Source organism: Mesorhizobium argentiipisi (SeqCode), assembly GCF_037179585.1.
Taxonomy (GTDB): Bacteria; Pseudomonadota; Alphaproteobacteria; order Rhizobiales; family Rhizobiaceae; genus Mesorhizobium; species Mesorhizobium argentiipisi.
In genome coordinates this window covers 17,360-36,868 of the sequence record NZ_JAPYKO010000014.1, presented here as the reverse complement: position 1 = coordinate 36,868, position 19,509 = coordinate 17,360, and the positions used below count along the sequence as shown (strand labels likewise).

Sequence of the window (19,509 nt, the reverse complement as noted above, 5' to 3'; positions counted from 1 at the left end):
CAGAACTCTCCGTTTTCCGCCTCTTTCCAAGGTTTCGGTCTATCCGAAACACCTTAAGAAAGGGTGGTGGGGTGCTTCCTTCTCCCCGTCACTATACCGGGAGAAGGTGTCGGCAGGCGGATGAGGGGCGGAACCCGCCTCGGGAATTTGGGATGAACCGCGTGTCGAAGAGATTTCTTTGCGGGAGGGATCCTAAACAGGGTGATTATCCTCTGTCAGATACGAGGGGCGGCCAATCGCAATCGCCGGCGCTGCCCCTCATCCGGCCCTTCGGGCCACCTTCTCCCCGTGAAACGGGGAGAAGGCAAGGATGTCTCACATCCCCTGCATCGCGTCGCAGGAGACGTTCGGGTTCATGTCGGCGAAGGCGCCGGTGGGGTTCTGCTTCCAGGCCCAGACATGCAGTTCGTAGAACGGGCCGAGGCCGTAGCGGTTGGGCGCCGTGTTGAAGTTGAACAGATGGCCTTCGAGCGAGGCCGGGCCCTTCGCGGTGATGTATTCGACCGCGATCAGCTTTAGCGTGCCGTCGGCCATCGGCTCGTACATCACGGCTTCCGGCTTGGCGACGTCGACGGCGTCGTCCTTCAGATAGGCGGCGTTGACGTAGTGGATGCCCATCGCGCCGCCGGTGAGGCCGCTGGCGCAGGGGATCGGCGCGTAGCCTTCGGCTTTCGCCACGGCGACGTCCTCGAAGCGGCTGTCGAGCGCTCGCACCTTTTCGGCAAGCGGATTGACGGTTTCTGCCATGGCCGCGCCCGCCATCAGCATGATGATCGAGGCAGAAGCGCCGATAACGCATTTGGTTAAGGTCTGAATGTTCATTTGTCTCTCCAATTGAGCTGCGCGAGCGGCGGCAGTCGGCCGGTAAAGGCCAACTCCGAACGCCGGCAACGCCTGCCGGTAAAAAGGATGGTCGCTGATCCCGACCAGAGCGGTTCACCAAACGAACCGCTCCAAGTCTTTGTTTTGCGCAATTCCGGACGGAAAACCGCTGCGCAGTTTTCCTGGAATTGCCCGATGCGGGATCAGCGGTGATGCCACCAATATTCCCAGTATTCGCGCGGGTTTTCCCGCTCATGCAGGCCGATGTCGCGCTTCAGGTAATCGTCCTGCGGTGGCAGGGGACGGCGTCGGTTTCGCACGGGCGAAAGCAACGCCGACACAGCCCGTCGCATGAAGCCGCGCCGTGGCGGGACATCATCCGCCGCGGCGGATAGAGCCTCGTCCTCTGGCACGGCGTCAGGTCCGCCGGCGACGGGTATGGTCTGCCCAACATGGTCTGCCCGATCAGCGATAAAAGTAGGGGTCGAGGACCCGGACCTCCGTGATCTTGTCGACGGGAAGCGAATTCTTCTGCGCGGTGCTGCGGATCGCCTCCGGCGAGGGCGCATCATAAATGCAGAAGCTCTTGCTCTTGTCCGGCGAGACGAAGGATTGCACCCAGGTGACGCCTTTCTCGGCGTTGCGGGCGATGACGCCGCCCATCGCGGTTGCGCCGGCATCGTTCATCGGCACGTGAAGCCCATCGGGGAAGGTACGTTCAATTAGGTAACGAGGCACGATCGGTTTCCTTTCATCGGTGAATTGCGCTCGGTTCAAGCGCGACCCAGCAGAAATCACCTTCGCGGAAGGCGCGCATCGGAGCCATTCCCCATATTGGCCGGGACGGTTCCCTATCTTTGCGACGTTTTATGTGGAAGATGGCACCTCAATGTGTGGAAAGTCACATTTCGGTGCCGTTTCCCAGGCTATCGCGGCGACGGCCTGCCACGGTGGAAATTCTGATTTCGCGAGAGAGTGACGATGCTTCTGGAACGGCAGACGCAACTGCAGCAAATGGATGCCTTGCTGGCGGATGCAACAGGCGGCCGCGGCCGCGTCGTGGTTTTGTCGGGGGAGGCCGGCGCCGGCAAGACGGCGCTGGCCGAGGCGTTCGCAGGCCGCTTGGGCGAGGGGCTGCCCGTTCTTCGCAGCGCCTGCGAGGACCTCTCCATTCCAGATCCCCTGGGGCCGCTTTACGATCTGGCCCGCGAGGCGCACTGGGAGCCGCCGCGGGCGATCGACGACCGCCAGGTGCAGCGGCTGCCTTTGTTTTCCGAGGCGCTCGACGTCTTCGAGGCGAAAGGCCCATGCCTGCTCGTCATCGAGGACCTGCACTGGGCCGATGACGCGACGCTCGATTTCGTGCGTTTCCTCGGCCGGCGCATTGCAAACACGCACATCCTGCTTCTGATCACGGCACGCACCGACCGCAGCGAAGGACAGATGCGCGTGCGCCGGGCGCTCGGCGAGATACCCGCCGGCAATATCCAACGCATAGAAGTGCCGCTGCTCAGCGAAAGCGCGGTGCTCTCGCTCGCCGCGGCGGCCGAGCGCGACGGCGACGCGATCTACCGCGCAACGGCGGGCAACGCCTTCTTCGTTACCGAGCTGCTCGCCGCCGCAGGCGATGGCGCGTTGCCGGCGAGTGTGCGCGACGCCGTGCTGGCGCGCGCCGAAAGATTGTCGCCGGGCGCCCGCTCGATGCTCGACGCGGTCTCGGTGTTTCCGCGCCGCGCCGATGCCTGGGCGCTGAGCGGCCTTTGCGGAATTGCCGCCGCCGGCCAACTCGCCGAATGCGTGGCCCACGGCCTGCTCGAAGATTTCGGCGACGGCTATGCCTTCCGGCACGAGATCGCCCGCACGGCCATCGAGATGGCGCTGACGCCCAGCAAACGGCGGGAGTACAATGAGCGCGCCCTGGCAGCCTTGCGGGACAATCCGCAAGTCGCCACCGCAAGACTGGTGCATCATGCCGTGGAAGCGCAAAACCTGGACGTGGTGCGCGAGCTCGCGCCGGTCGCCGCGCGCGAGGCATCTCGCGTCGGCGCGCATCGCGATGCGGCGGGCTATTACGAGGTCGCCCTGCGCTACGCGGATATTCTGCCGATCGAGAAGCAGGCGGAGCTTTACGAAGGCCATGCCTTCGAGTGCCACCTGATCGGCCGCGTCGACACGGCGATGGAAGCGCAAGGCCGGGCGCGCCAGCTGCGCCAGGCGCTGGGCGATCGGCTCAAGGAAGGCGACAGCCTCAGGTGCTTGTCACGCTTCGCCTATCTGCTCGGCGATCGCGAGTCGGCGGACCGGTTCGGATCACAGGCCATGGAACTTCTGGAAACGGCGCCCGACAGCCCCGAACTCGCCATGGCCTATTCCAATCTCTCGCAGCTGGCGATGCTGGCCGAGCGGCTCGAGGAGACGCTTAGGTTCGGCGGCAAGGCCGTCGAACTTGCGGAGCGGCTCAACCGACCGGACATCCTTTGCCACGCCCTCAACAATGTCGGAGCGGCCGGGCAATGGCTGGATTTCGCCAAGGGGCGGCGCGATCTCGCCCGCAGCCTTGGAATTGCGCTGTCGGGCAACTTTCAGGAGCATGCCGCGCGCGCCTTCACCAACTGCGCCTGCGTCGAAATGAACAGGCTTAACTTCGACGAAGCGGCGGCGTTCCTGGATCGCGGCATCGGTTATTGCGTCGAGAACGATCTCGCGACCTGGCGCGACTATATGCGCGGCGTGCAGGCGCAGCTTCTGCTCAGGCTCGGCCATTGGGACGATGCCGCGGCCATGGCGCATGAGGTTGTCGACGATGAAGCAACGACGCCGTTGGTGCGCTATCCCTCACTCGTCGCCATGGCCCGCTTGCGCATCCGCAGGGGAGACCCGTCGGCCGAGCCGGTTCTCGACGAGATGAGGCTGTTTCTCGACAAGGGCATGGAGCTGCAACGGCTTGTGCCCTTCGCCTCGGTGATGGCCGAACTGGCATGGCTGGGCGAGGGGAACAGGGACGAAGCGCTGCGCCTCATCGCTCTTGCCGAAAGCCTTTCGCCGACGCGGGCGGTGTTCGGCGAACTGGCGATATGGCGGCAGCTTTTGCTCCCTGAAAGCGATCCCGGCGAGACCGACGGAATGGCTGAGCCGCATCGCCTGCAACTGCTTGGTGACTGGCGTGCCGCCGCCGCGCTCTGGGCGAAAATGGGCGCCCCCTTCGAGCGGGCGCTCGCGTTGCTGAAGGGCGACGAGTCAGCGCGGCGCGAGGCGCTCGATGGTTTCGAGGCCCTCGGCGCAAGGCCGGTGGCGCAGCATGTGCGCGGCCTCATGCGGCAGAGCGGGTTGATCCACATTGCAAGAGGGCCAAGGCAAGCGACGCGCGCCAACCAGGCCGGCCTCACGCAGCGCCAGATGGAAGTGCTGGAACTTCTCGAGCGAGGCTTTTCCAACAAGAAGATCGCCGCGCATCTGACGATTTCGCCCAAGACGGTCGATCACCATGTCTCGGCAGTGCTGGAGAAGCTGGAAGTCATCTCGCGCGGCGAGGCGGCGGCCGCGGCGCGCGCGTCGGGCCTGGTGTGAGGGCCGGTTGAGCCTAACTCGCGTTCTACCGTGATCGAGGAAACGCCGGCACTGCCCCTCATCCGCCCTTCGGGCACCTTCTCCCCGTATAGTGACGGGGAGAAGGAAGAGGGCGTCAGGCGAAGGCGCCGTGGCAGTGCTTGTACTTCTTGCCGGAGCCGCAGGGGCAGAGCTCGTTGCGGCCGACTTTGCCCCAGCTCGCGGGGTTCTTCGGGTCGCGGTTTTCCGCCGCGACGACGGCGCTTGTGTCCTGACGCATCAGAAGCGCGGTCTCGCCGCCCTGGAAATCGTCCTCGCCGGTGAAGCCGTCGATATGGCTGCCGAACATCTCGGGGGCTTCGGGCGGCGGCGCGTCGGCCGCCTGGCGCACCAGTTCGACGCGCATCAATTGCGCGGTGACGGCCTGGCGCAGATTGCCGAGCATGCCCTGGAACAGCTCGAAGGCTTCACCCTTGTATTCCTGCAGCGGGTCGCGCTGGGCATAGCCGCGGAAGCCGACGACCGAGCGCAGATGATCGAGATTGACGATGTGCTCGCGCCACAGATGGTCGAGCGTCTGCAGCACCACCGAACGTTCGACATAGTTCATCACGTCCGGGCCGAAGCGGTCGGCGCGCTCCTTGGCGGCGGCATCCGCCGCAGCGGTGATGCGTTCGCGGATGTCGTCCTCGGCTATGCCCTCTTCCTTGACCCATTCCTCGATCGGCAGGTCGAGATTGAGATACTGCGCCACTTCCTCCTTGAGGCCGGCGACGTTCCACTGCTCGGCATAGGCGTTCTCGGGGATGTTCTTGGTGACGATCTCCTCGATGACGCCTTCGCGCATCTCGGCGATCGTCTCCGACAAGCCTTCGCCGTCCATCAGCTCGATGCGCTGCTCGAACACCACCTTGCGCTGGTCGTTTGAGACGTCGTCATATTTCAAGAGGTTCTTGCGGATGTCGAAATTGCGCGCCTCGACCTTCTTCTGAGCCTTCTCCAGCGCCTTGTTGATCCACGGATGGATGATCGCCTCATCTTCCTTGAGGCCCAGCTTCTGCAGCATGCCGTCCATGCGCTCTGAGCCGAAGATGCGCATCAAATCATCCTGCAGCGACAGGAAGAATTTCGAGCGGCCCGGATCGCCCTGGCGGCCGGAGCGGCCACGCAGCTGGTTGTCGATGCGGCGCGATTCGTGGCGTTCGGTGGCCAGAACATAGAGGCCGCCGGCGGCCAGCGCCTTTTCCTTCAGGCGCTCGACATCGTCCTGGATTTCCTTTTCCCGCGCCTCGCGCTCCGGCCCGGCCGGCATGTCGCCCAGTTCCTCGGCGATGCGCATCTCGGCATTGCCGCCGAGCTTGATGTCGGTGCCGCGGCCGGCCATGTTGGTGGCGATGGTGATGGCGCCGGGCTTGCCGGCTTGGGCGACGATGGACGCCTCCCGTTCATGGTGACGGGCGTTCAGCACCTCGAAGTCCTTGATGCCTTCCTTGCGCAGCCGCTCGGCAAGCAGCTCGGATTTCTCGATCGAGGTGGTGCCGACCAGGATCGGCTGGCCACGGTCGCGCGCGTCTTTGATCTCCTTGACGATCGCCTTGTATTTCTCTTCCACCGTCCGGTAGACCTCGTCGTCCTCGTCCTTGCGGGCGACCGGCAGATTGGTCGGGATCTCGGTGACTTCGAGATTGTAGATGTTGGCGAATTCCTCGGCCTCGGTCAGCGCCGTGCCGGTCATGCCGGCAAGCTTCTTGTAGAGGCGGAAATAATTCTGGAAGGTGACGGAGGCCAGCGTCTGGTTCTCCGGCTGGATCTGCACATGCTCCTTGGCCTCGAGCGCCTGGTGCAGGCCTTCCGAATAGCGGCGTCCGGGCATCATGCGACCGGTGAACTCGTCGATGATGACGATCTCGCCGTTGCGCACGATGTAGTCCCTGTCCTTCTGGAACAACAGATGCGCCTTCAGCGCGTTGTTGACATGGTGGACGATGGCGACGTTCTCGACGTCGTAGAGCGACTCGCCCTTCAACAGGCCGGCGTCGCGCAGCATGTTTTCCAGCTTCTCGGTGCCGTCCTCGGTGAAGATCGTCGTCTTCTGCTTCTCGTCGACCTCATAGTCGGCCGGGCCGAGCTTCAGCATGAAGGCGTCGATGGTGTTGTACATTTCCGAGCGGTCTTCGAGAGGACCGGAAATGATCAGCGGCGTGCGCGCTTCGTCGACCAGGATGGAATCGACCTCGTCGACGATGGCGTAGGAATGACCGCGCTGCACCATCTGCGAGCGCTCATACTTCATGTTGTCGCGCAGATAGTCGAAGCCGAGCTCGTTGTTGGTGGCATAGGTGACGTCGCAAGCGTAGGCCTCGCGGCGTTCCTCGTCGGAAAGGCCGTGGACGATGATGCCGACGGTCAGGCCGAGGAATTTGTAGACGCGGCCCATCCATTCGGCGTCGCGCTTGGCGAGATAGTCGTTGACGGTGACGACATGCACGCCTTTGCCGGCGAGCGCATTGAGGTAGACTGGCAAGGTGGCGACCAGCGTCTTGCCTTCGCCGGTGCGCATCTCGGCGATGCCGCCATTGTGAAGCACCATGCCGCCGATCAACTGGACGTCGAAGGGCCGCATGGCGAGCACGCGGCGGGCCGCTTCGCGCACCGTGGCGAAGGCCGGAACCAAGAGATCATCGAGCGAAGCGCCGTTGGCCAGATCCTGGCGGAATTTCTCCGTGCGCCCGGCGAGCTCGGCGTCGGAAAGCGCCCGCATCTCGTTTTCCATGGCGTTGATGGCTTCGACCCTGGGCCGGGTCGACTTGACACGGCGGTCGTTGGAAGAACCGAAAACCTTACGGGCGAGACCGCCGAGACTGACCATCCAATGGTCCCTTTCGATAGCAATTTTGGCCGTTTGCGACAGGCACCTGGCGGGCCCATCAAATCCGCGTGAATGCGGACAAACGCAAAAAGCGCCCGGAAAACGGTTCTGGACGCCAAGTCGTTGGACAGATAAGAGGGGGCTCAATCGATGTCAACGCCGCGTTAGCCCTATGGGCAGCGCCAAATTCCGCCACAATCCGACTGATCTGGAACCCTTTCGCTCACGCGATCCTTATTGGCAATCCCCTTGGAGTTTATCTCGATGTCCCTGTCGTTCCGCCGCGCCTCGCTCGCCAGTCTCGGTCTGGCCTTCGGGCTCTCGGCTCTTTGCCTGTCGCCGCTGATGGCGCAGGAAACCAAGCCGGATGCCGCCGCGCCCGCCGCTACGCCCGCCAAGCCGGTCGATCCCAATGCCGTGGTCGCCACCGTCAATGGCGAGAAGCTGACTGAGGCCGATCTTCAGCTCGCCGAAGGCGAACTGTCGCAGCAGTTCGCGCAACTGCCGCCCGACCAGCGCCGCGCGGCCGCCCTTTCGGCGGCGATCGAAATCCGTGTCATGGCCAAGAAGGCGGTTGATGCGGGCCTCGACAAGGACGCCGACTTCCAGCGCCGCATGGCTTTCCTGCAGGCGCGCGCCCTGCATGGCGAGGTGGTCGAGAAGGAAGTGGTCGACAAGGTGACCGATGCCGAAGTGCGCGCCCGCTACGACCAGGAGATCGCCAACACGCCGCCGGTCAACGAAGTGCATGCGCGTCACATCCTTGTGAAGACGAAGGAAGAGGCCGCGGCGATCATCAAGCAGCTCGACGGCGGCGCCGATTTCCAGAAGCTCGCCAACGAGCACACCAACGACCCCTCGGGCAAAACCAATGGCGGCGATCTCGGCTGGTTCGGACCAGGCCAGATGGTGCCGGAATTCGACAAGGCGGCCTTAGCGCTCGACGTCGGCAAGTACACTAAGGAGCCGGTGCAGACGCAATTCGGCTGGCACGTCATCAAGCTCGAGGACAAGCGCGCCAAGCAGCCGCCGGCCTTCGACGACGTCAAGGATCAGGCCAAGCAGGCGGTGATCCGCGACAAGTATTTCGCCATGGTCAAGGACCTGCGCGGAGCCGCAAAGGTCGAGATTCCGGACGAGAAGCTCAAGAAGGACGTCGACGCGCTGGAAGGCAGCAAGTAATCCTCTACCGGCTGGGGTATCCTGCAAAGGGCGCCTTCGGGCGCCCTTTCGCTTTTCGGGCTCAGGCGGTCACTATTCCCCGCGCGATATAGCGCACGGCCGCGCGGATCGCCGCCTCGTCCTCGTCGAGCCGTTCGGTCAGCAGATGCCGCCAGGCAAAGGAAGCGATCAGGTCGGCGACGATCCCGGCATCGACATCGGCCGCCACTTCGCCCCGCGCCTTGGCGCGCTCGATCATCCGGCCGGTATGGCTGCGGCGTCCTTTCGAATATTCGGCAAGCGCTGCCGCGGCAGCCTCGTCCGACTGCGCCTCTGCGATCAGCGAGCGGAAGATGTTGCCCGACGGGGTATCGCGCCAATGCGCGAACAGATTTTCGAGGAAGCCGGCCAGATCGTCCTCGATGTTTCCGGTGTCGGGCGTCTCGACGCGCTTCTGCCGCTGGTAGATCTCAATCAGCAGCGCCGCCTTGCTCGGCCACCAGCGGTAGATGGTCGGCTTGCCGGCCCGCGCACGCCGGGCGACGGCCTCGATCGAGAAGCCGGCATAGCCGGCCTCGCGCAGCACCGCCTCGGCGGCGTTGATGATGGCATCGGCGCTCTCGGGATTGCGTTTCGCGCCGATCGACTTGCGCCCGCGAGCGGCGGTTTCGCCCATCGAGGTCTTCCTTAGCCGGTGAATCTGCCGCCGATCATATTGGCTTCGGCGATGAAACGAAACGACGCGTTTCCAACGGCAAAGCCCCCGGCCACGCCGGTAAGGCACGGCCAGAACGCCCCTTGCGCCGGCGCGCGCTATCGGGCAAACCGGCCTTCCTTTCGTGTTCTTGCCGCTCCGGGGTTCCCGATGTCCGCTACGCTTTCGCCGCTCGCACCGAAGAAATATCCGAAGATGCCAGCCATCGAAGGTGTGCGCATCGCGACCGCCGAAGCCGGTATCAAGTACCGGAACAGAACCGACCTGCTGGCCATGGTCTTCGATCCGGGCACGGCTGTCGCCGGCGTGTTCACCAGGTCGAAATGCCCGTCGGCGCCGGTCGACTTCTGCCGCCAGAACCTGCCTGCCGGTAAGGCGCGTGTGCTGGTGGTGAATTCCGGCAACGCCAACGCCTTCACCGGCAAGAAGGGTAAGGCTTCGACGGCAATGACCGGCGAGGCGGCAGCCAAGGCCGCGGGATGTTTCGAGAGCGAAGTGTTCCTGGCCTCGACCGGCGTCATCGGCGAGCCGCTCGACACCACCAAATTCAGCCATCTCCTGGCCGGCCTGGTCGAGGACGGCAAACCGGATTTGTGGACCGAGGCGGCGAAGGCCATCATGACCACGGACACCTATCCGAAGGTGGCGACCCAGACGGTGAAGCTCGGCGATACCGACGTCACCATCAACGGCATCGCCAAGGGCGCCGGCATGATCGCGCCCGACATGGCGACGATGCTTTCCTTCATCGCCACCGACGCGCCGATCGCGGCCCCCGTACTGCAGGACCTGTTGTCGCGCGGTACGGCCAAGACCTTCAATGCGGTGACCGTCGACAGCGACACCTCGACCAGCGACACGCTGCTTTTCTTCGCCACCGGCAAGGCGGCTACGCGCGGCGCGCCCGCGATCAGCGATCCGAAGGATGCGCGGCTCGGCGCGTTCCGCCGGGCGCTCGGCAAGGTGTTGAAGTCGCTGGCGCTGCAAGTGGTGCGCGACGGCGAGGGCGCGCGCAAGCAGGTCGAAGTTACCGTCACCGGCGCCAAATCGGCGCGTTCGGCCAAGCGGATCGCGCTCTCGATCGCCAATTCGCCGCTGGTCAAGACGGCGGTCGCGGGCGAGGACGCCAATTGGGGCCGCGTGGTCATGGCCGTCGGCAAGGCCGGCGAGCCGGCCGACCGCGACCGGCTGTCGATCTGGTTCGGCGACAACCGCCTGGCGCATGAGGGCGAGCGCGATCCGGCTTATTCGGAGGAAGCGACCTCGGCCTATATGAAGCGCGATGACATCCGCATCCGCGCCGATCTCGGCATCGGCCGCGGCAAGGCGACGGTGTGGACCTGCGACCTCACCAAGGAATATGTCGCCATCAACGGCGATTACCGGAGCTGATGGCGCCGGTGTCCAGGCATCCGGCAAGCGTGCTGGCGGTCGTGCGCCGCTACGAGGCGGCGGGTTTTCGCGCCTGGCCGGCGGCGGCCGTTCATTATGACGGGACCTGGGTGGTGCGGCTCACGGCCGGGCACCCAGCCAAGCGCCTGAACTCGGTCAATCCGCTCGATCCGGGCGACACGCACGCCATCGAGGAGCGCATCGGCCGCGCCGCAAGGCGCTTCGACGCCTATGGCAGGCCGCTGACCTTTCGCATGTCGCCGCTGTCGGGGCAGGTGCTGTCCATGCATCTCGACAAGGCCGGCTGGAACAGGTTCGACGAATCCCTGGTCCTGCGGCTGCCGCTGAAGGACCTCGAGCTTGGCGCGGCCATGGACCAGATACCGCTCAAGGATATCAGCCGCTTCATCGGCGCGTCGCTCAAAACGAGCGGCTCGGACGCCTCGCTGCGGCCCGGCCTGTCCGAGGTCATCGGCGCCATCCAGCCGGAGGCGGGGCTGTTCGCGCTGGAAGACGGCAACGAGCCGCTGGCGACGCTGATCTGCGTCCACGACGGCGACCTCGCAGGTCTGTTCGAGGTCGCCACCGAAAAGACGGCGCGCAACAAAGGGCATGGCCGCAATCTCATCCTGTCGGCGCTGAAATGGGCGCGGCTGCGCGGCGCGCGCGAGGCCTGGCTGCAGGTCGAGGCCGGCAATCTACCGGCGCTTTCGCTCTACCGGTCGCTCGGCTTCGAGGAAGTCTATCGCTATCACTATCGGCGGCCGCCGGGCGCATGAGCGAGGTCAAGTCAACCGGAAAGCGCCTGCTCCTGGTCGCCGCCTGCGCGCTGGTCGACACCGACCGGCGCGTGCTCCTGGCGCAGCGCCCGGAAGGCAAGCAGCTTGCCGGCCTGTGGGAGTTTCCAGGCGGCAAGGTCGAGCCCGGCGAGACTCCGGAGGAGTGCCTGGTCCGCGAACTGCATGAGGAACTCGGCATCGAGACCGAGATTCCGTGCCTGGCGCCGCTCACCTTCGCCAGCCACTCCTATGACGATTTCCATCTCCTGATGCCGCTCTATGTCTGCCGCCGCTTCCGCGGGATCGCGCAGCCCAGGGAAGGACAGGGGCTCAAATGGGTCAGGCCGCGGCAGATGCGCGATTATCCGATGCCCCCGGCCGACGCGCCGCTGATCCAGTTCCTCATCGATCTTTTGTAGTTTCACGGCCGACTTCGCCGCAGCTCGCCGTTGCCCGGAAATGGTGAATGTTTTCGCACGTTTGCCGGGGCTGCGTAGCCAGCGTTAATGGAAGATTTATCTCGACGTGAAAAATTGCCCGGGGCCGTTTCGCGCGGCGATATCGTCGATGATTGGGAAACACGGCATGAGCCTTGAAAGAGACTGGGACTCGATCCGGCCCGACCGAGGCTTCCGCGCGGTGGACGCCGGCATGGGTATCTTGCGGGTCACGCTTCTCTTCGGCTCGGCCGCGGTGGCGCTGGCGCTGATCGCAACGCCTTTCCTGGACAACCAGACCCGGCCGCAAAGCGCCCGCGACGGCTTCGCCGGCGGGCTCGATATGACGGCGACCGGATCGATTGGCCATCGCCTCAATACATATACGCTGCGCCGCAGCGTGCTGCAGCCATTGCCCAGTTCAATCTGCGTCATCCGCAATGACGGCAGCCGCAGCGGCGAGTGCTGACTTGGTTAATGATTTTGCGGCACAGCAGCGTTTCACTCGCTGTTAAGCTTTTACCGTTAACCTTTCTTAACGGGTAGGACATTAGAATTTCTGCATAAGGGATGATGACCATGAAGAACCTACTGCAGCAATTCATTAAAGATGAGACAGGCGCCACGGCTATCGAATACGGCCTGATCGTCACCGTGCTGTCGCTCGTGATCATCGGCGGCGTCGGCAAGGCCGCGGATGCGCTCCAGTGGTTGTTTAGCGATAACAACAGCAGACTGGTCCAAGCTTTCTCCCCCTGAGCATGCCGGTCAGGCAATCAGAGGCGGCAGTCAACGCTTCCGCACGTCCTCCAGGACAGTTTTCAGCGAGACCTTGGCCGATCCGGGCTTGAGCGGCTTTTGCTGCGAGGCGTCGGGCGCCCAGCCGGACATCCAGACAACCGAAAAACTCGCGCGGACGCGGCCATCCGGGTCCGAGAACCGTTCCGCATAGATTTCGGCGGCGCGGGCAAAGAGCCGTCTGCCGGCCGGCCGGCGGCTGCGATCGACGAGAGCGCTGGTTTCGCCCATCGCGCGCAGATCGGCGGCGAGATCGAACAGCGTGTCGTAGCGCACCGCGACCGTTTCGACATCGGCGACGGGCAAGGCCAGACCGGCGCGCTGCAACAGCGCGCCCGCGTCGCGCACGTCGGTGAAGGGAAGGACGCGCGGGCTTGCGCCGCCGTAGAGCTCCGTCTCGGCCGCAAGCATGCTTTCGCGCAATTCCGCCAACGTGCCCGCGCCGGCGAGGGCGCCCAGGAACAGGCCGTCCGGTTTCAGCGCCCGGCGGATTTGCGCGAGCACGCCGGGAATGTCGTTCATCGCGTGCAGCGAGAGCAGGGAGACGACGAGATCGAGGCTGCCTTCCTCGAACGGCACGGTTTCCGGCGGCGCCACCAGGCCGGGGCTGCCGGAAAGGAGCGCTTCGTCCATCTCGACGCGCACGATCTCGCCGACCTTGCCGCTGTCGGCAAGCACGTCCGCTGCCGCCGATGTCTGACAGAACAGCGCGGCCGCCTTGCCGAAGCGGCGTTCGACGGCGCCCAGCCGGTCGGCAAGATCCTCCGCGGCGCGACGCAGCAGGAAATCGGCGCCTTCGACGGGGCGCGCGAGCGCCCGGCGCTTGCGCGCGAGCCAGAGCTCGGTGTCGATCAAGGGCTGCAATAAAAAGCTTCCTGTTGTCCGCGCGTGCCGCAGTGGTATTAAGGTGACGCGGGTTTCCTTTCACGTGGCCGATCCGGTGCACAAGATCAAGACCATAGCGGTCCAGGATATGGCCCGGCAGGCACTGGCCTGGCCGGCGCGCCTGTTGTTCCCGCCGGTTTGCGCAGGCTGCCGTCGCCATGTGTCGCAGCCCGGCGTCTTGTGCGGCGCCTGTTGGCCGAAGCTGAGATTGCTGGAAAAACCCTGGTGCCCGGTGATGGGCACGCCCTTCACACACGACATGGGCGAAGGGTTTCTTTCCGCCGAGGCGATCGCCGATCCGCCGCCTTTCGAGCGGGCGCGGGCGGCCGTCGTCTATTCGGGTGTCGCGCGGCAGATGGTACAAGGGCTGAAATATCAGGATCGCACCGATCTCGCGCCCTGGATGGCGAACTGGATGATGCGTGCCGGCGCGGAGCTGATCTCGGAGGCCAACCTGGTCGTGCCGGTGCCGCTGCATTGGCGACGCTTCTTCCGGCGCCAATTCAACCAATCGGCGGAGCTCGGACGGGCCGTTGCAAAGCTCGGCGGGCTACCCTTCTCGCCGTCCGCGATCAGGCGCGTGAAGCTGACCCGCCAGCAGGTGGGGCTCGAACGGCACGAGCGCGAGGAGAATGTGCGCGCCGCCTTTCGCGTGCCGCCGGAAGGTGAAATCGAGATCGCGGGCCGCCGGGTGCTGGTCGTCGACGATGTCTACACCACCGGCGCCACGGTGCGGGCGGTCGCCAAGGCGCTGAAGAGAAGCGGCGCCGGTGCGGTCGACGTGCTGACCTTCGCGCGCGTCCTGCCGGGGGACTTCCGGGCCGATGAGTCTGCAACTATATAGTGCTTAAGTTGTTGTTTTGGTGCATGTCGTTTTCGCGCAATTGTTGGGCGATGTGCACAGGCAGGGTTGCTGATCGATGGTCGATGTGACGATCTATACGCGGATGATGTGCGGTTATTGCACGGCCGCCAAGCGGTTGCTCGAGCGCAAGGGCGTGACCTATACCGAGCACGACGCTTCATTCTCTCCGGAATTGCGCCAGGAGATGATTTCACGAGCGCATGGGCGCACCACTTTTCCGCAGATATTCATCGGCGACACGCATGTCGGCGGCTGCGATGACCTCTATGAATTGGAGACGCAGGGCCGGCTGGACGCGCTGCTTGCCAACGGAGCGAGGGTTTGATCATGGGCGTTTTCAAGGCGGCGGCGGTGCAGATGCGTTCGGGGACCAGCCCGGAGCGCAATGCGGCCGACATGGAAAAGCTGGTCCGCGATGCCGCACATCAGGGTGCCACCTATGTGCAGACGCCGGAAATGACCGGCGCGCTGATCCGCGACAAGCAGGCGGGGACAGCCGCCTTCACCACCGAGGACAAGGATGTGATCGTTGCCACCGCGCGCGGGCTGGCGAAGGAGCTCGGCGTCTATCTGCATATCGGCTCGACGGCGATCCGGCGCGCCGACGGCAAGCTCGCCAACCGGGCGTTCCTGTTTTCACCCGACGGCCAGCTGATCGCCGGCTATGACAAGATCCACATGTTCGATGTCGATCTCGACAATGGCGAGAGCTGGCGCGAATCCGCGTCCTACGAACCGGGAACGGAAGCGGCCGTGACCGAATTCAACGGAACGAGGCTGGGCTTTGCCGTCTGCTATGACCTGCGCTTTCCGCAGCTGTTCCGCGCCGAGGCGATGGCCGGAGCCGAGGTGCTGACGGTGCCCGCCGCTTTCACGCGCCAGACCGGCGAGGCGCACTGGCATGTGCTGCTGCGCGCCCGCGCCATAGAGAACGGCGCCTATGTCGTCGCCGCCGCGCAAGGTGGCCTGCATGAGGACGGGCGCGAGACCTATGGCCATTCGCTGATCGTCGATCCGTGGGGGCGCATCGTCGCCGAGGCCGCGCATGACGAGCCAGGCGTGATCGTCGCCGAGATCGATCCGGCCCAGTCGCTTGCCGCGCGCCGCAAGATCCCCAATCTGAATAATGCGCGGGATTTCACTGTCAATGCGGGGACAAGCGGAGCGCCGCGTCTCAGGGGTGCTGCCTCTTGATCCGTTTTTCCCTGATCTGCGAACACGAGCACGAATTCGAAGCCTGGTTCCGCAGCAATGATGATTTCGACACCCAGAAGAAGCGCGGCTTCGTCGATTGCCCGAGCTGCGGTTCGCACAGGATAGAGAAGGCGCTGATGGCGCCGGCCGTCTCCACGTCCCGCAGCCGAGAGAAGGTAGCCTTGGCCATGGGCGAGGCGCAGAAGCAAGCGCTGGCTCAGTTGAAGGCGCTGGCCGAGAAGGTGCGCGAGAATGCCGACTATGTCGGCGACAAGTTCGCCGAGGAAGCGCGCAAGATCCATTTCGGCGAGACCGACCCGCGCGGCATCTATGGCGAAGCGACGCCGGAGGAGGCGCAAAGCCTTGCCGAGGACGGCGTCGAGTTCCTGCCGATCCCGAGCTTTCCGGACGACCGGAACTAGGACAGCGAGCTCAAGCTAACGATCAGTTTTTCCAGCAGTTTCGCCAGCATTTCCCGGTCTTCGCTCGTCAGACCTGAAAGGATCTGGTGCTCGTTGGCAACGTGGGCGGCGAGCGCCTCGTCGATAAGCTCGCGGCCTTTCGCAGTGAGCTCAACGACGACACCGCGCCTGTCGCTGGGGTGCGGCGCGCGCCGGATCAGTCCGGCCTTTTCCAGACGGTCGAGCCGGGCGGTCATGGCGCCCGACGTGACCATCGTCGCCTCATAGAGCTCGGTCGGCGTCAGCGCGTAAGGCGCGCCGGAACGGCGTAATGTCGCCAGCACATCGAACTCGCCGGGCTGCAAACCGAAGCGGGCGAAGAGCGGCGCCAGCCGGTCGCGCGCAATGAGCGCCGAAGCCTCGTTCAGGCGCCCGATGACGCCCATCGGCGACACATCGAGATCCGGTCGTTCCCGTTGCCACTGTTCCATGGCCCTGCCTGCTCGATCCATATCGCTCACCACAAAGTATCTTGACATAAAGAATCTTTACGCTATCTTATCGCAAGAAGAACCGGCCGCCAAGCGGCCACGCAGCGACAGGACAGCCAGATGAAACTTCTCTGGGATTCGGCGATCGGCCTTCTGGTCGTGACCGGCGGCCTGCTCGGCATGACGCTGCCGTTCGGCAAGCTTGCGACCGCAGCCGGGGTGCCGGCGATGGTCTGGGCCTCCGTCATCTCGCTGGGCGCCGGTGGCGTGCTGTTGCTTGCGCTTCTTCTGCGCGGCGAACGCATCCGGCTGACGTCGCACAAGCTGCGCTATTTCTTTGTCACCGCGGCGATTTCCTATGCCATTCCCAATCTTTTGATGTTCTCGGCCATCCCGCATCTCGGCGCCGGCTACACTGGCATCATGTTCACGCTGTCGCCGGTCATCACGCTGGTATTCTCGATCCTGCTCGGCGTCAGGCGCCCCAATCTGCTTGGCGTTGTCGGCATCGCCGTCGGCTTTGTCGGCGCGGCGATGGTTGCGCTGACGCGCGGCGAGGCCGGCCAGCCGGCCGATTATTTCTGGGTGGCGATCGGCCTGCTCATCCCGGTCAGCCTTGCCGCCGGCAACATCTATCGCACCGTCGACTGGCCGGAAGGCACAGGGCCCATCGAGCTTGCGGTCGGTAGCCATCTGGCCTCGGCCACGCTGCTTCTAACGAGCATCCTCGGCCTTTTGGGGACGCATGCTTTCGCTCCGCTCGGCGCTGTGCCGCTTGTCGTCGTCGGTCAGGTTGCGTCGGCCTCGGCGATGTTCGCCTTCTTCTTCCGCCTGCAGGCTGTCGGCGGCCCGGTCTATCTCAGCCAGATCGGCTATGTCGCGGCAGCCGTCGGCCTATTCGCCGGCACGGTGTTCCTGGGCGAGCACTACCAGCTTCTGACCTGGCTGGGGGCGGCCATCATCACCGCCGGCGTCTTCATCACGACCAAGGCACAAAGCCAGGCCGGCGCGCCTGCGCCGGCTCGGATCGAGCCGGCGGAGTCACGCGGCTAATCCTCCTTGCCACCGGCGGGTCCTATTGGCAGGGTGGCTATCGGCCGTTGGAAGCCTGACGTCTGACGCGATCAGACCGAGGCTTTCTCGGCCAGCACCATGTAGTTGACGTCCATATCCCTGGACTTCTGCCAGCGATCGGCCAGCGGGTGATAGATGACGCCGGTTCGGTCGATCACCGTGAGCCCGGCTGCGCCCAGCGCCTTTTCCAGTTCCTCCGGCCGCACCAGCTTGCCGAACTGATGCGTGCCGCGCGGTAGCCAGCGCAGGACATATTCGGCGCCGATGATGGCAAGGCCGAGCGCTTTCAGCGTGCGGTTGATGGTGGCGACGAACATGATGCCGCCGGGGCGCACCATCTGGCCGCATTTGGCGAGGAACAAGTCGACATCGGCGACATGCTCGACCACCTCCATGTTGAGGATGACGTCGAAGGTCTCGCCGGCATCGGCCAGCGCCTCGGCCGTGGTGGCGCGATAGTCGACACTGACGCCGGCCTCCGCCGCATGCAGCTTCGCCACCTCAATGTTGGTTGCGGAAGCGTCGGCGCCGACCACTTCGGCGCCAAGCCTGGCCATCGGCTCGCACAAAAGCCCGCCGCCGCAGCCGATGTCGAGGAAGCGCAAGCCCTCGAAAGGCCGCGCGGCGCGCGGATCGCGGCCGAAACGCGCCGCCACCTGGTCGCGGATATAGGCAAGCCGCACCGGATTGAACTTGTGCAGCGGACGGAACTTGCCGTTCGGGTTCCACCATTCGGCGGCAAGGGCGGAAAAGCGCTCGACTTCTCCGGCATCGATGGTCGATCGGCGGGGCTCTGGCATAGGCGGCTCTCCAGCGCACGACCCCGAAAATCGGTGCCGATTTTCGGAAAGGATCATGTGCAAAGTCAAAGTTCCACAGCGTCCTCTGCGCGTTCCGAAGGACGCGCGGCGCTGTGGAACGTTAGGAAGTCGGGTCCTTGGCGCCAAAAGTCAAGGCAGGGTTTTTCCGGCTGCTGCCACACGCGTTGCCGGCAAGCATCCGCGCACGCCGGTTCACGCCGGTTGTCCTCGGATGTCAGCACATGGCAGCTTGATCCGGCCGCCGGGGAAACGCGATCGCCATGTCGGACGAATGGAAGGCATGATGTCCAGGAAGGAGGCTCGATCATGCAATCCCACTGGTCGATCCTCTGGCGCCGTCTCGATCTTAAGGGCCATGATGCCTGCCTGCTTAGCGCGACCGACCGGGGTTGGCGCCTCAAGGGCCATGCACTCTTCGCGCATGACGGTAAGCCCTGCAGCCTCGCCTATGCGGTGGAATGCGATGTCGGCTGGAGCACGCGCTTCGCGCGCGTCGAAGGCTTTGTCGGAACGCAGGAGCTGCATTGCGAGATCGAGCGGCTTGCCGATGGCCAGTGGATGCTGAACGGCGCAGGCCAGGCCGGGGTCGCGGGCCTCGTCGATATCGACCTTGGCTTCACGCCGGCCACGAACTTCGTGGCGGTCCGCCGCTTCAATCTTGGCGTCGGCATGGCGACGCCGGCTCCTGCCGCCTACCTGGCTTTTCCCGAGCTCAGGCTCACCCGCCTCGACCAGACCTATCGGCGGCTTGACGAAAACCGCTACGCCTATGCTGCGCTGGCCTTCGGCTATGAGGCCATCCTGACGGTCTCGTCGGCCGGCTTCGTTCTCGATTATCCGGGCCTATGGCAAAGCGCTGCCTGAGCCGGTTGCCCGGTGGAAGACATGAGCGGGTGTCGGACCTACCGTGATAGGACAATTTCGGCATGGCTCATGGCGACGCTGGCCGGCTCGATCGCCTGCATGGCCTCGCTGTCGCCGATCTCGGCTATGATGCGGTCGGCCGCCGCCTGAGCCCGTTCCATGCTCTGCCAGCGCACGACGTCCACCCAGCTTCCATCCTCGCGCCGGCCGAGATGCCGGCTGAGGAAGCCTGGCTCCCGGGCGAGCCAGTCGGTCATGATCCCGTTATTGGCGACAAAGCCGGCTTCGGTGCCGGGCTTGAGGCGGAAGGTGACGATTTCCAGGGTCTCGGTCATGACAATCTCCAACGGGCCGTTTCGTCAGTCTTATGGCATGATCGACGACAAGATTCTGTC

General features: G+C 64.6%; 21 protein-coding genes. 13 read left to right on the top strand and 8 right to left on the bottom strand.

From position 1 onward, the window contains the following. Positions 1-315 precede the first annotated feature (315 nt). Both O7A05_RS19560 and O7A05_RS19555 read right to left on the bottom strand, forming a co-directional pair. Positions 316-768: a hypothetical protein gene (locus O7A05_RS19560; protein WP_337094757.1), complete on the bottom strand. Its 453-nt coding sequence runs from the start codon at positions 766-768 to the stop codon at positions 316-318. 519 nt (positions 769-1,287) lie between these two features. Further along, a complete protein-coding gene (locus O7A05_RS19555; RefSeq protein ID WP_095767571.1) occupies positions 1,288-1,560 on the bottom strand; it encodes a DUF4242 domain-containing protein in 273 nt (90 codons plus the stop codon). 243 nt (positions 1,561-1,803) lie between these two features. Between O7A05_RS19555 and O7A05_RS19550 the strand changes: the two genes are divergently transcribed. Then, positions 1,804-4,389 carry a helix-turn-helix transcriptional regulator gene (locus O7A05_RS19550; protein WP_337094631.1) on the top strand — a complete coding sequence of 862 codons (2,586 nt, stop codon included), beginning with the start codon at positions 1,804-1,806 and terminating at the stop codon, positions 4,387-4,389. A gap of 115 nt (positions 4,390-4,504) precedes the next feature. Here O7A05_RS19550 and secA read toward each other — a convergent pair whose 3' ends face one another. Further along, positions 4,505-7,237, bottom strand: coding sequence for a preprotein translocase subunit SecA (gene secA / locus O7A05_RS19545; RefSeq protein ID WP_337094630.1), 2,733 nt, complete (start codon positions 7,235-7,237; stop codon positions 4,505-4,507). A 264-nt stretch (positions 7,238-7,501) separates the two neighbouring features. On the opposite strand from secA, the gene O7A05_RS19540 reads away from it, so the two are divergent. Next, complete coding sequence (locus tag O7A05_RS19540; protein ID WP_337094629.1) at positions 7,502-8,419, top strand: peptidylprolyl isomerase; 918 nt, start codon at positions 7,502-7,504, stop codon at positions 8,417-8,419. A 61-nt stretch (positions 8,420-8,480) separates the two neighbouring features. Here O7A05_RS19540 and O7A05_RS19535 read toward each other — a convergent pair whose 3' ends face one another. Continuing rightward, complete coding sequence (locus O7A05_RS19535) at positions 8,481-9,074, bottom strand: TetR/AcrR family transcriptional regulator (RefSeq protein ID WP_337094628.1); 594 nt, start codon at positions 9,072-9,074, stop codon at positions 8,481-8,483. A gap of 189 nt (positions 9,075-9,263) precedes the next feature. Here O7A05_RS19535 and argJ point away from each other — a divergent pair, with 189 nt between their 5' ends. The 5 genes from argJ (at position 9,264) to O7A05_RS19510 (ending at position 12,480) form a co-directional block, all read left to right on the top strand. Further along, positions 9,264-10,505: a bifunctional glutamate N-acetyltransferase/amino-acid acetyltransferase ArgJ gene (gene argJ, locus O7A05_RS19530; RefSeq protein ID WP_337094627.1), complete on the top strand. Its 1,242-nt coding sequence runs from the start codon at positions 9,264-9,266 to the stop codon at positions 10,503-10,505. After that, on the top strand, positions 10,505-11,284 hold the full coding sequence (locus O7A05_RS19525; protein WP_337094626.1) for a GNAT family N-acetyltransferase: 780 nt from the start codon (positions 10,505-10,507) through the stop codon (positions 11,282-11,284). Before argJ ends, O7A05_RS19525 begins: the two co-directional genes overlap by 1 nt. Continuing rightward, positions 11,281-11,703: a (deoxy)nucleoside triphosphate pyrophosphohydrolase gene (locus tag O7A05_RS19520; protein WP_337094625.1), complete on the top strand. Its 423-nt coding sequence runs from the start codon at positions 11,281-11,283 to the stop codon at positions 11,701-11,703. Before O7A05_RS19525 ends, O7A05_RS19520 begins: the two co-directional genes overlap by 4 nt. A 166-nt stretch (positions 11,704-11,869) precedes the next feature. After that, positions 11,870-12,190: a hypothetical protein gene (locus tag O7A05_RS19515; RefSeq protein WP_224588618.1), complete on the top strand. Its 321-nt coding sequence runs from the start codon at positions 11,870-11,872 to the stop codon at positions 12,188-12,190. Positions 12,191-12,300: 110 nt separating this feature from the next. Continuing rightward, positions 12,301-12,480: a Flp family type IVb pilin gene (locus tag O7A05_RS19510; protein ID WP_411962280.1), complete on the top strand. Its 180-nt coding sequence runs from the start codon at positions 12,301-12,303 to the stop codon at positions 12,478-12,480. A 30-nt stretch (positions 12,481-12,510) separates the two neighbouring features. On the opposite strand, the gene O7A05_RS19505 is transcribed toward O7A05_RS19510, so the two are convergent. Beyond that, positions 12,511-13,383: a methyltransferase domain-containing protein gene (locus tag O7A05_RS19505; protein ID WP_337094623.1), complete on the bottom strand. Its 873-nt coding sequence runs from the start codon at positions 13,381-13,383 to the stop codon at positions 12,511-12,513. A gap of 64 nt (positions 13,384-13,447) precedes the next feature. Here O7A05_RS19505 and O7A05_RS19500 point away from each other — a divergent pair, with 64 nt between their 5' ends. From O7A05_RS19500 to O7A05_RS19485, 4 genes are all read left to right on the top strand, one after another. Beyond that, a complete protein-coding gene (locus O7A05_RS19500) occupies positions 13,448-14,248 on the top strand; it encodes a ComF family protein (protein ID WP_337094756.1) in 801 nt (266 codons plus the stop codon). A 76-nt stretch (positions 14,249-14,324) separates the two neighbouring features. Continuing rightward, positions 14,325-14,594, top strand: a complete 270-nt coding sequence (gene grxC, locus O7A05_RS19495; RefSeq protein WP_337094622.1) for a glutaredoxin 3 — start codon at positions 14,325-14,327, stop codon at positions 14,592-14,594. Positions 14,595-14,596: 2 nt separating this feature from the next. Then, complete coding sequence (locus O7A05_RS19490) at positions 14,597-15,463, top strand: carbon-nitrogen hydrolase family protein (protein ID WP_337094621.1); 867 nt, start codon at positions 14,597-14,599, stop codon at positions 15,461-15,463. Then, entirely contained in the window at positions 15,460-15,885 is a 426-nt protein-coding gene (locus tag O7A05_RS19485) for a DUF1178 family protein (protein ID WP_337094620.1), read from the top strand. Before O7A05_RS19490 ends, O7A05_RS19485 begins: the two co-directional genes overlap by 4 nt. Here O7A05_RS19485 and O7A05_RS19480 read toward each other — a convergent pair. Further along, positions 15,882-16,376: a MarR family winged helix-turn-helix transcriptional regulator gene (locus O7A05_RS19480; RefSeq protein ID WP_337094619.1), complete on the bottom strand. Its 495-nt coding sequence runs from the start codon at positions 16,374-16,376 to the stop codon at positions 15,882-15,884. The genes O7A05_RS19485 and O7A05_RS19480 overlap by 4 nt on opposite strands. A 99-nt stretch (positions 16,377-16,475) precedes the next feature. Between O7A05_RS19480 and O7A05_RS19475 the strand changes: the two genes are divergently transcribed. Continuing rightward, on the top strand, positions 16,476-17,408 hold the full coding sequence (locus O7A05_RS19475; protein ID WP_337094618.1) for a DMT family transporter: 933 nt from the start codon (positions 16,476-16,478) through the stop codon (positions 17,406-17,408). Between the two features lie 71 nt (positions 17,409-17,479). Here the strand turns inward: O7A05_RS19475 and ubiG are convergent, their stop codons facing one another. Beyond that, positions 17,480-18,229 carry a bifunctional 2-polyprenyl-6-hydroxyphenol methylase/3-demethylubiquinol 3-O-methyltransferase UbiG gene (ubiG, locus tag O7A05_RS19470; protein WP_337094617.1) on the bottom strand — a complete coding sequence of 250 codons (750 nt, stop codon included), beginning with the start codon at positions 18,227-18,229 and terminating at the stop codon, positions 17,480-17,482. 327 nt (positions 18,230-18,556) lie between these two features. Here ubiG and O7A05_RS19465 point away from each other — a divergent pair, with 327 nt between their 5' ends. Continuing rightward, on the top strand, positions 18,557-19,114 hold the full coding sequence (locus tag O7A05_RS19465; RefSeq protein WP_337094616.1) for a putative glycolipid-binding domain-containing protein: 558 nt from the start codon (positions 18,557-18,559) through the stop codon (positions 19,112-19,114). 38 nt (positions 19,115-19,152) lie between these two features. Here O7A05_RS19465 and O7A05_RS19460 read toward each other — a convergent pair whose 3' ends face one another. After that, a complete protein-coding gene (locus O7A05_RS19460) occupies positions 19,153-19,449 on the bottom strand; it encodes an antibiotic biosynthesis monooxygenase family protein (RefSeq protein ID WP_337094615.1) in 297 nt (98 codons plus the stop codon). Positions 19,450-19,509 lie beyond the last annotated feature (60 nt).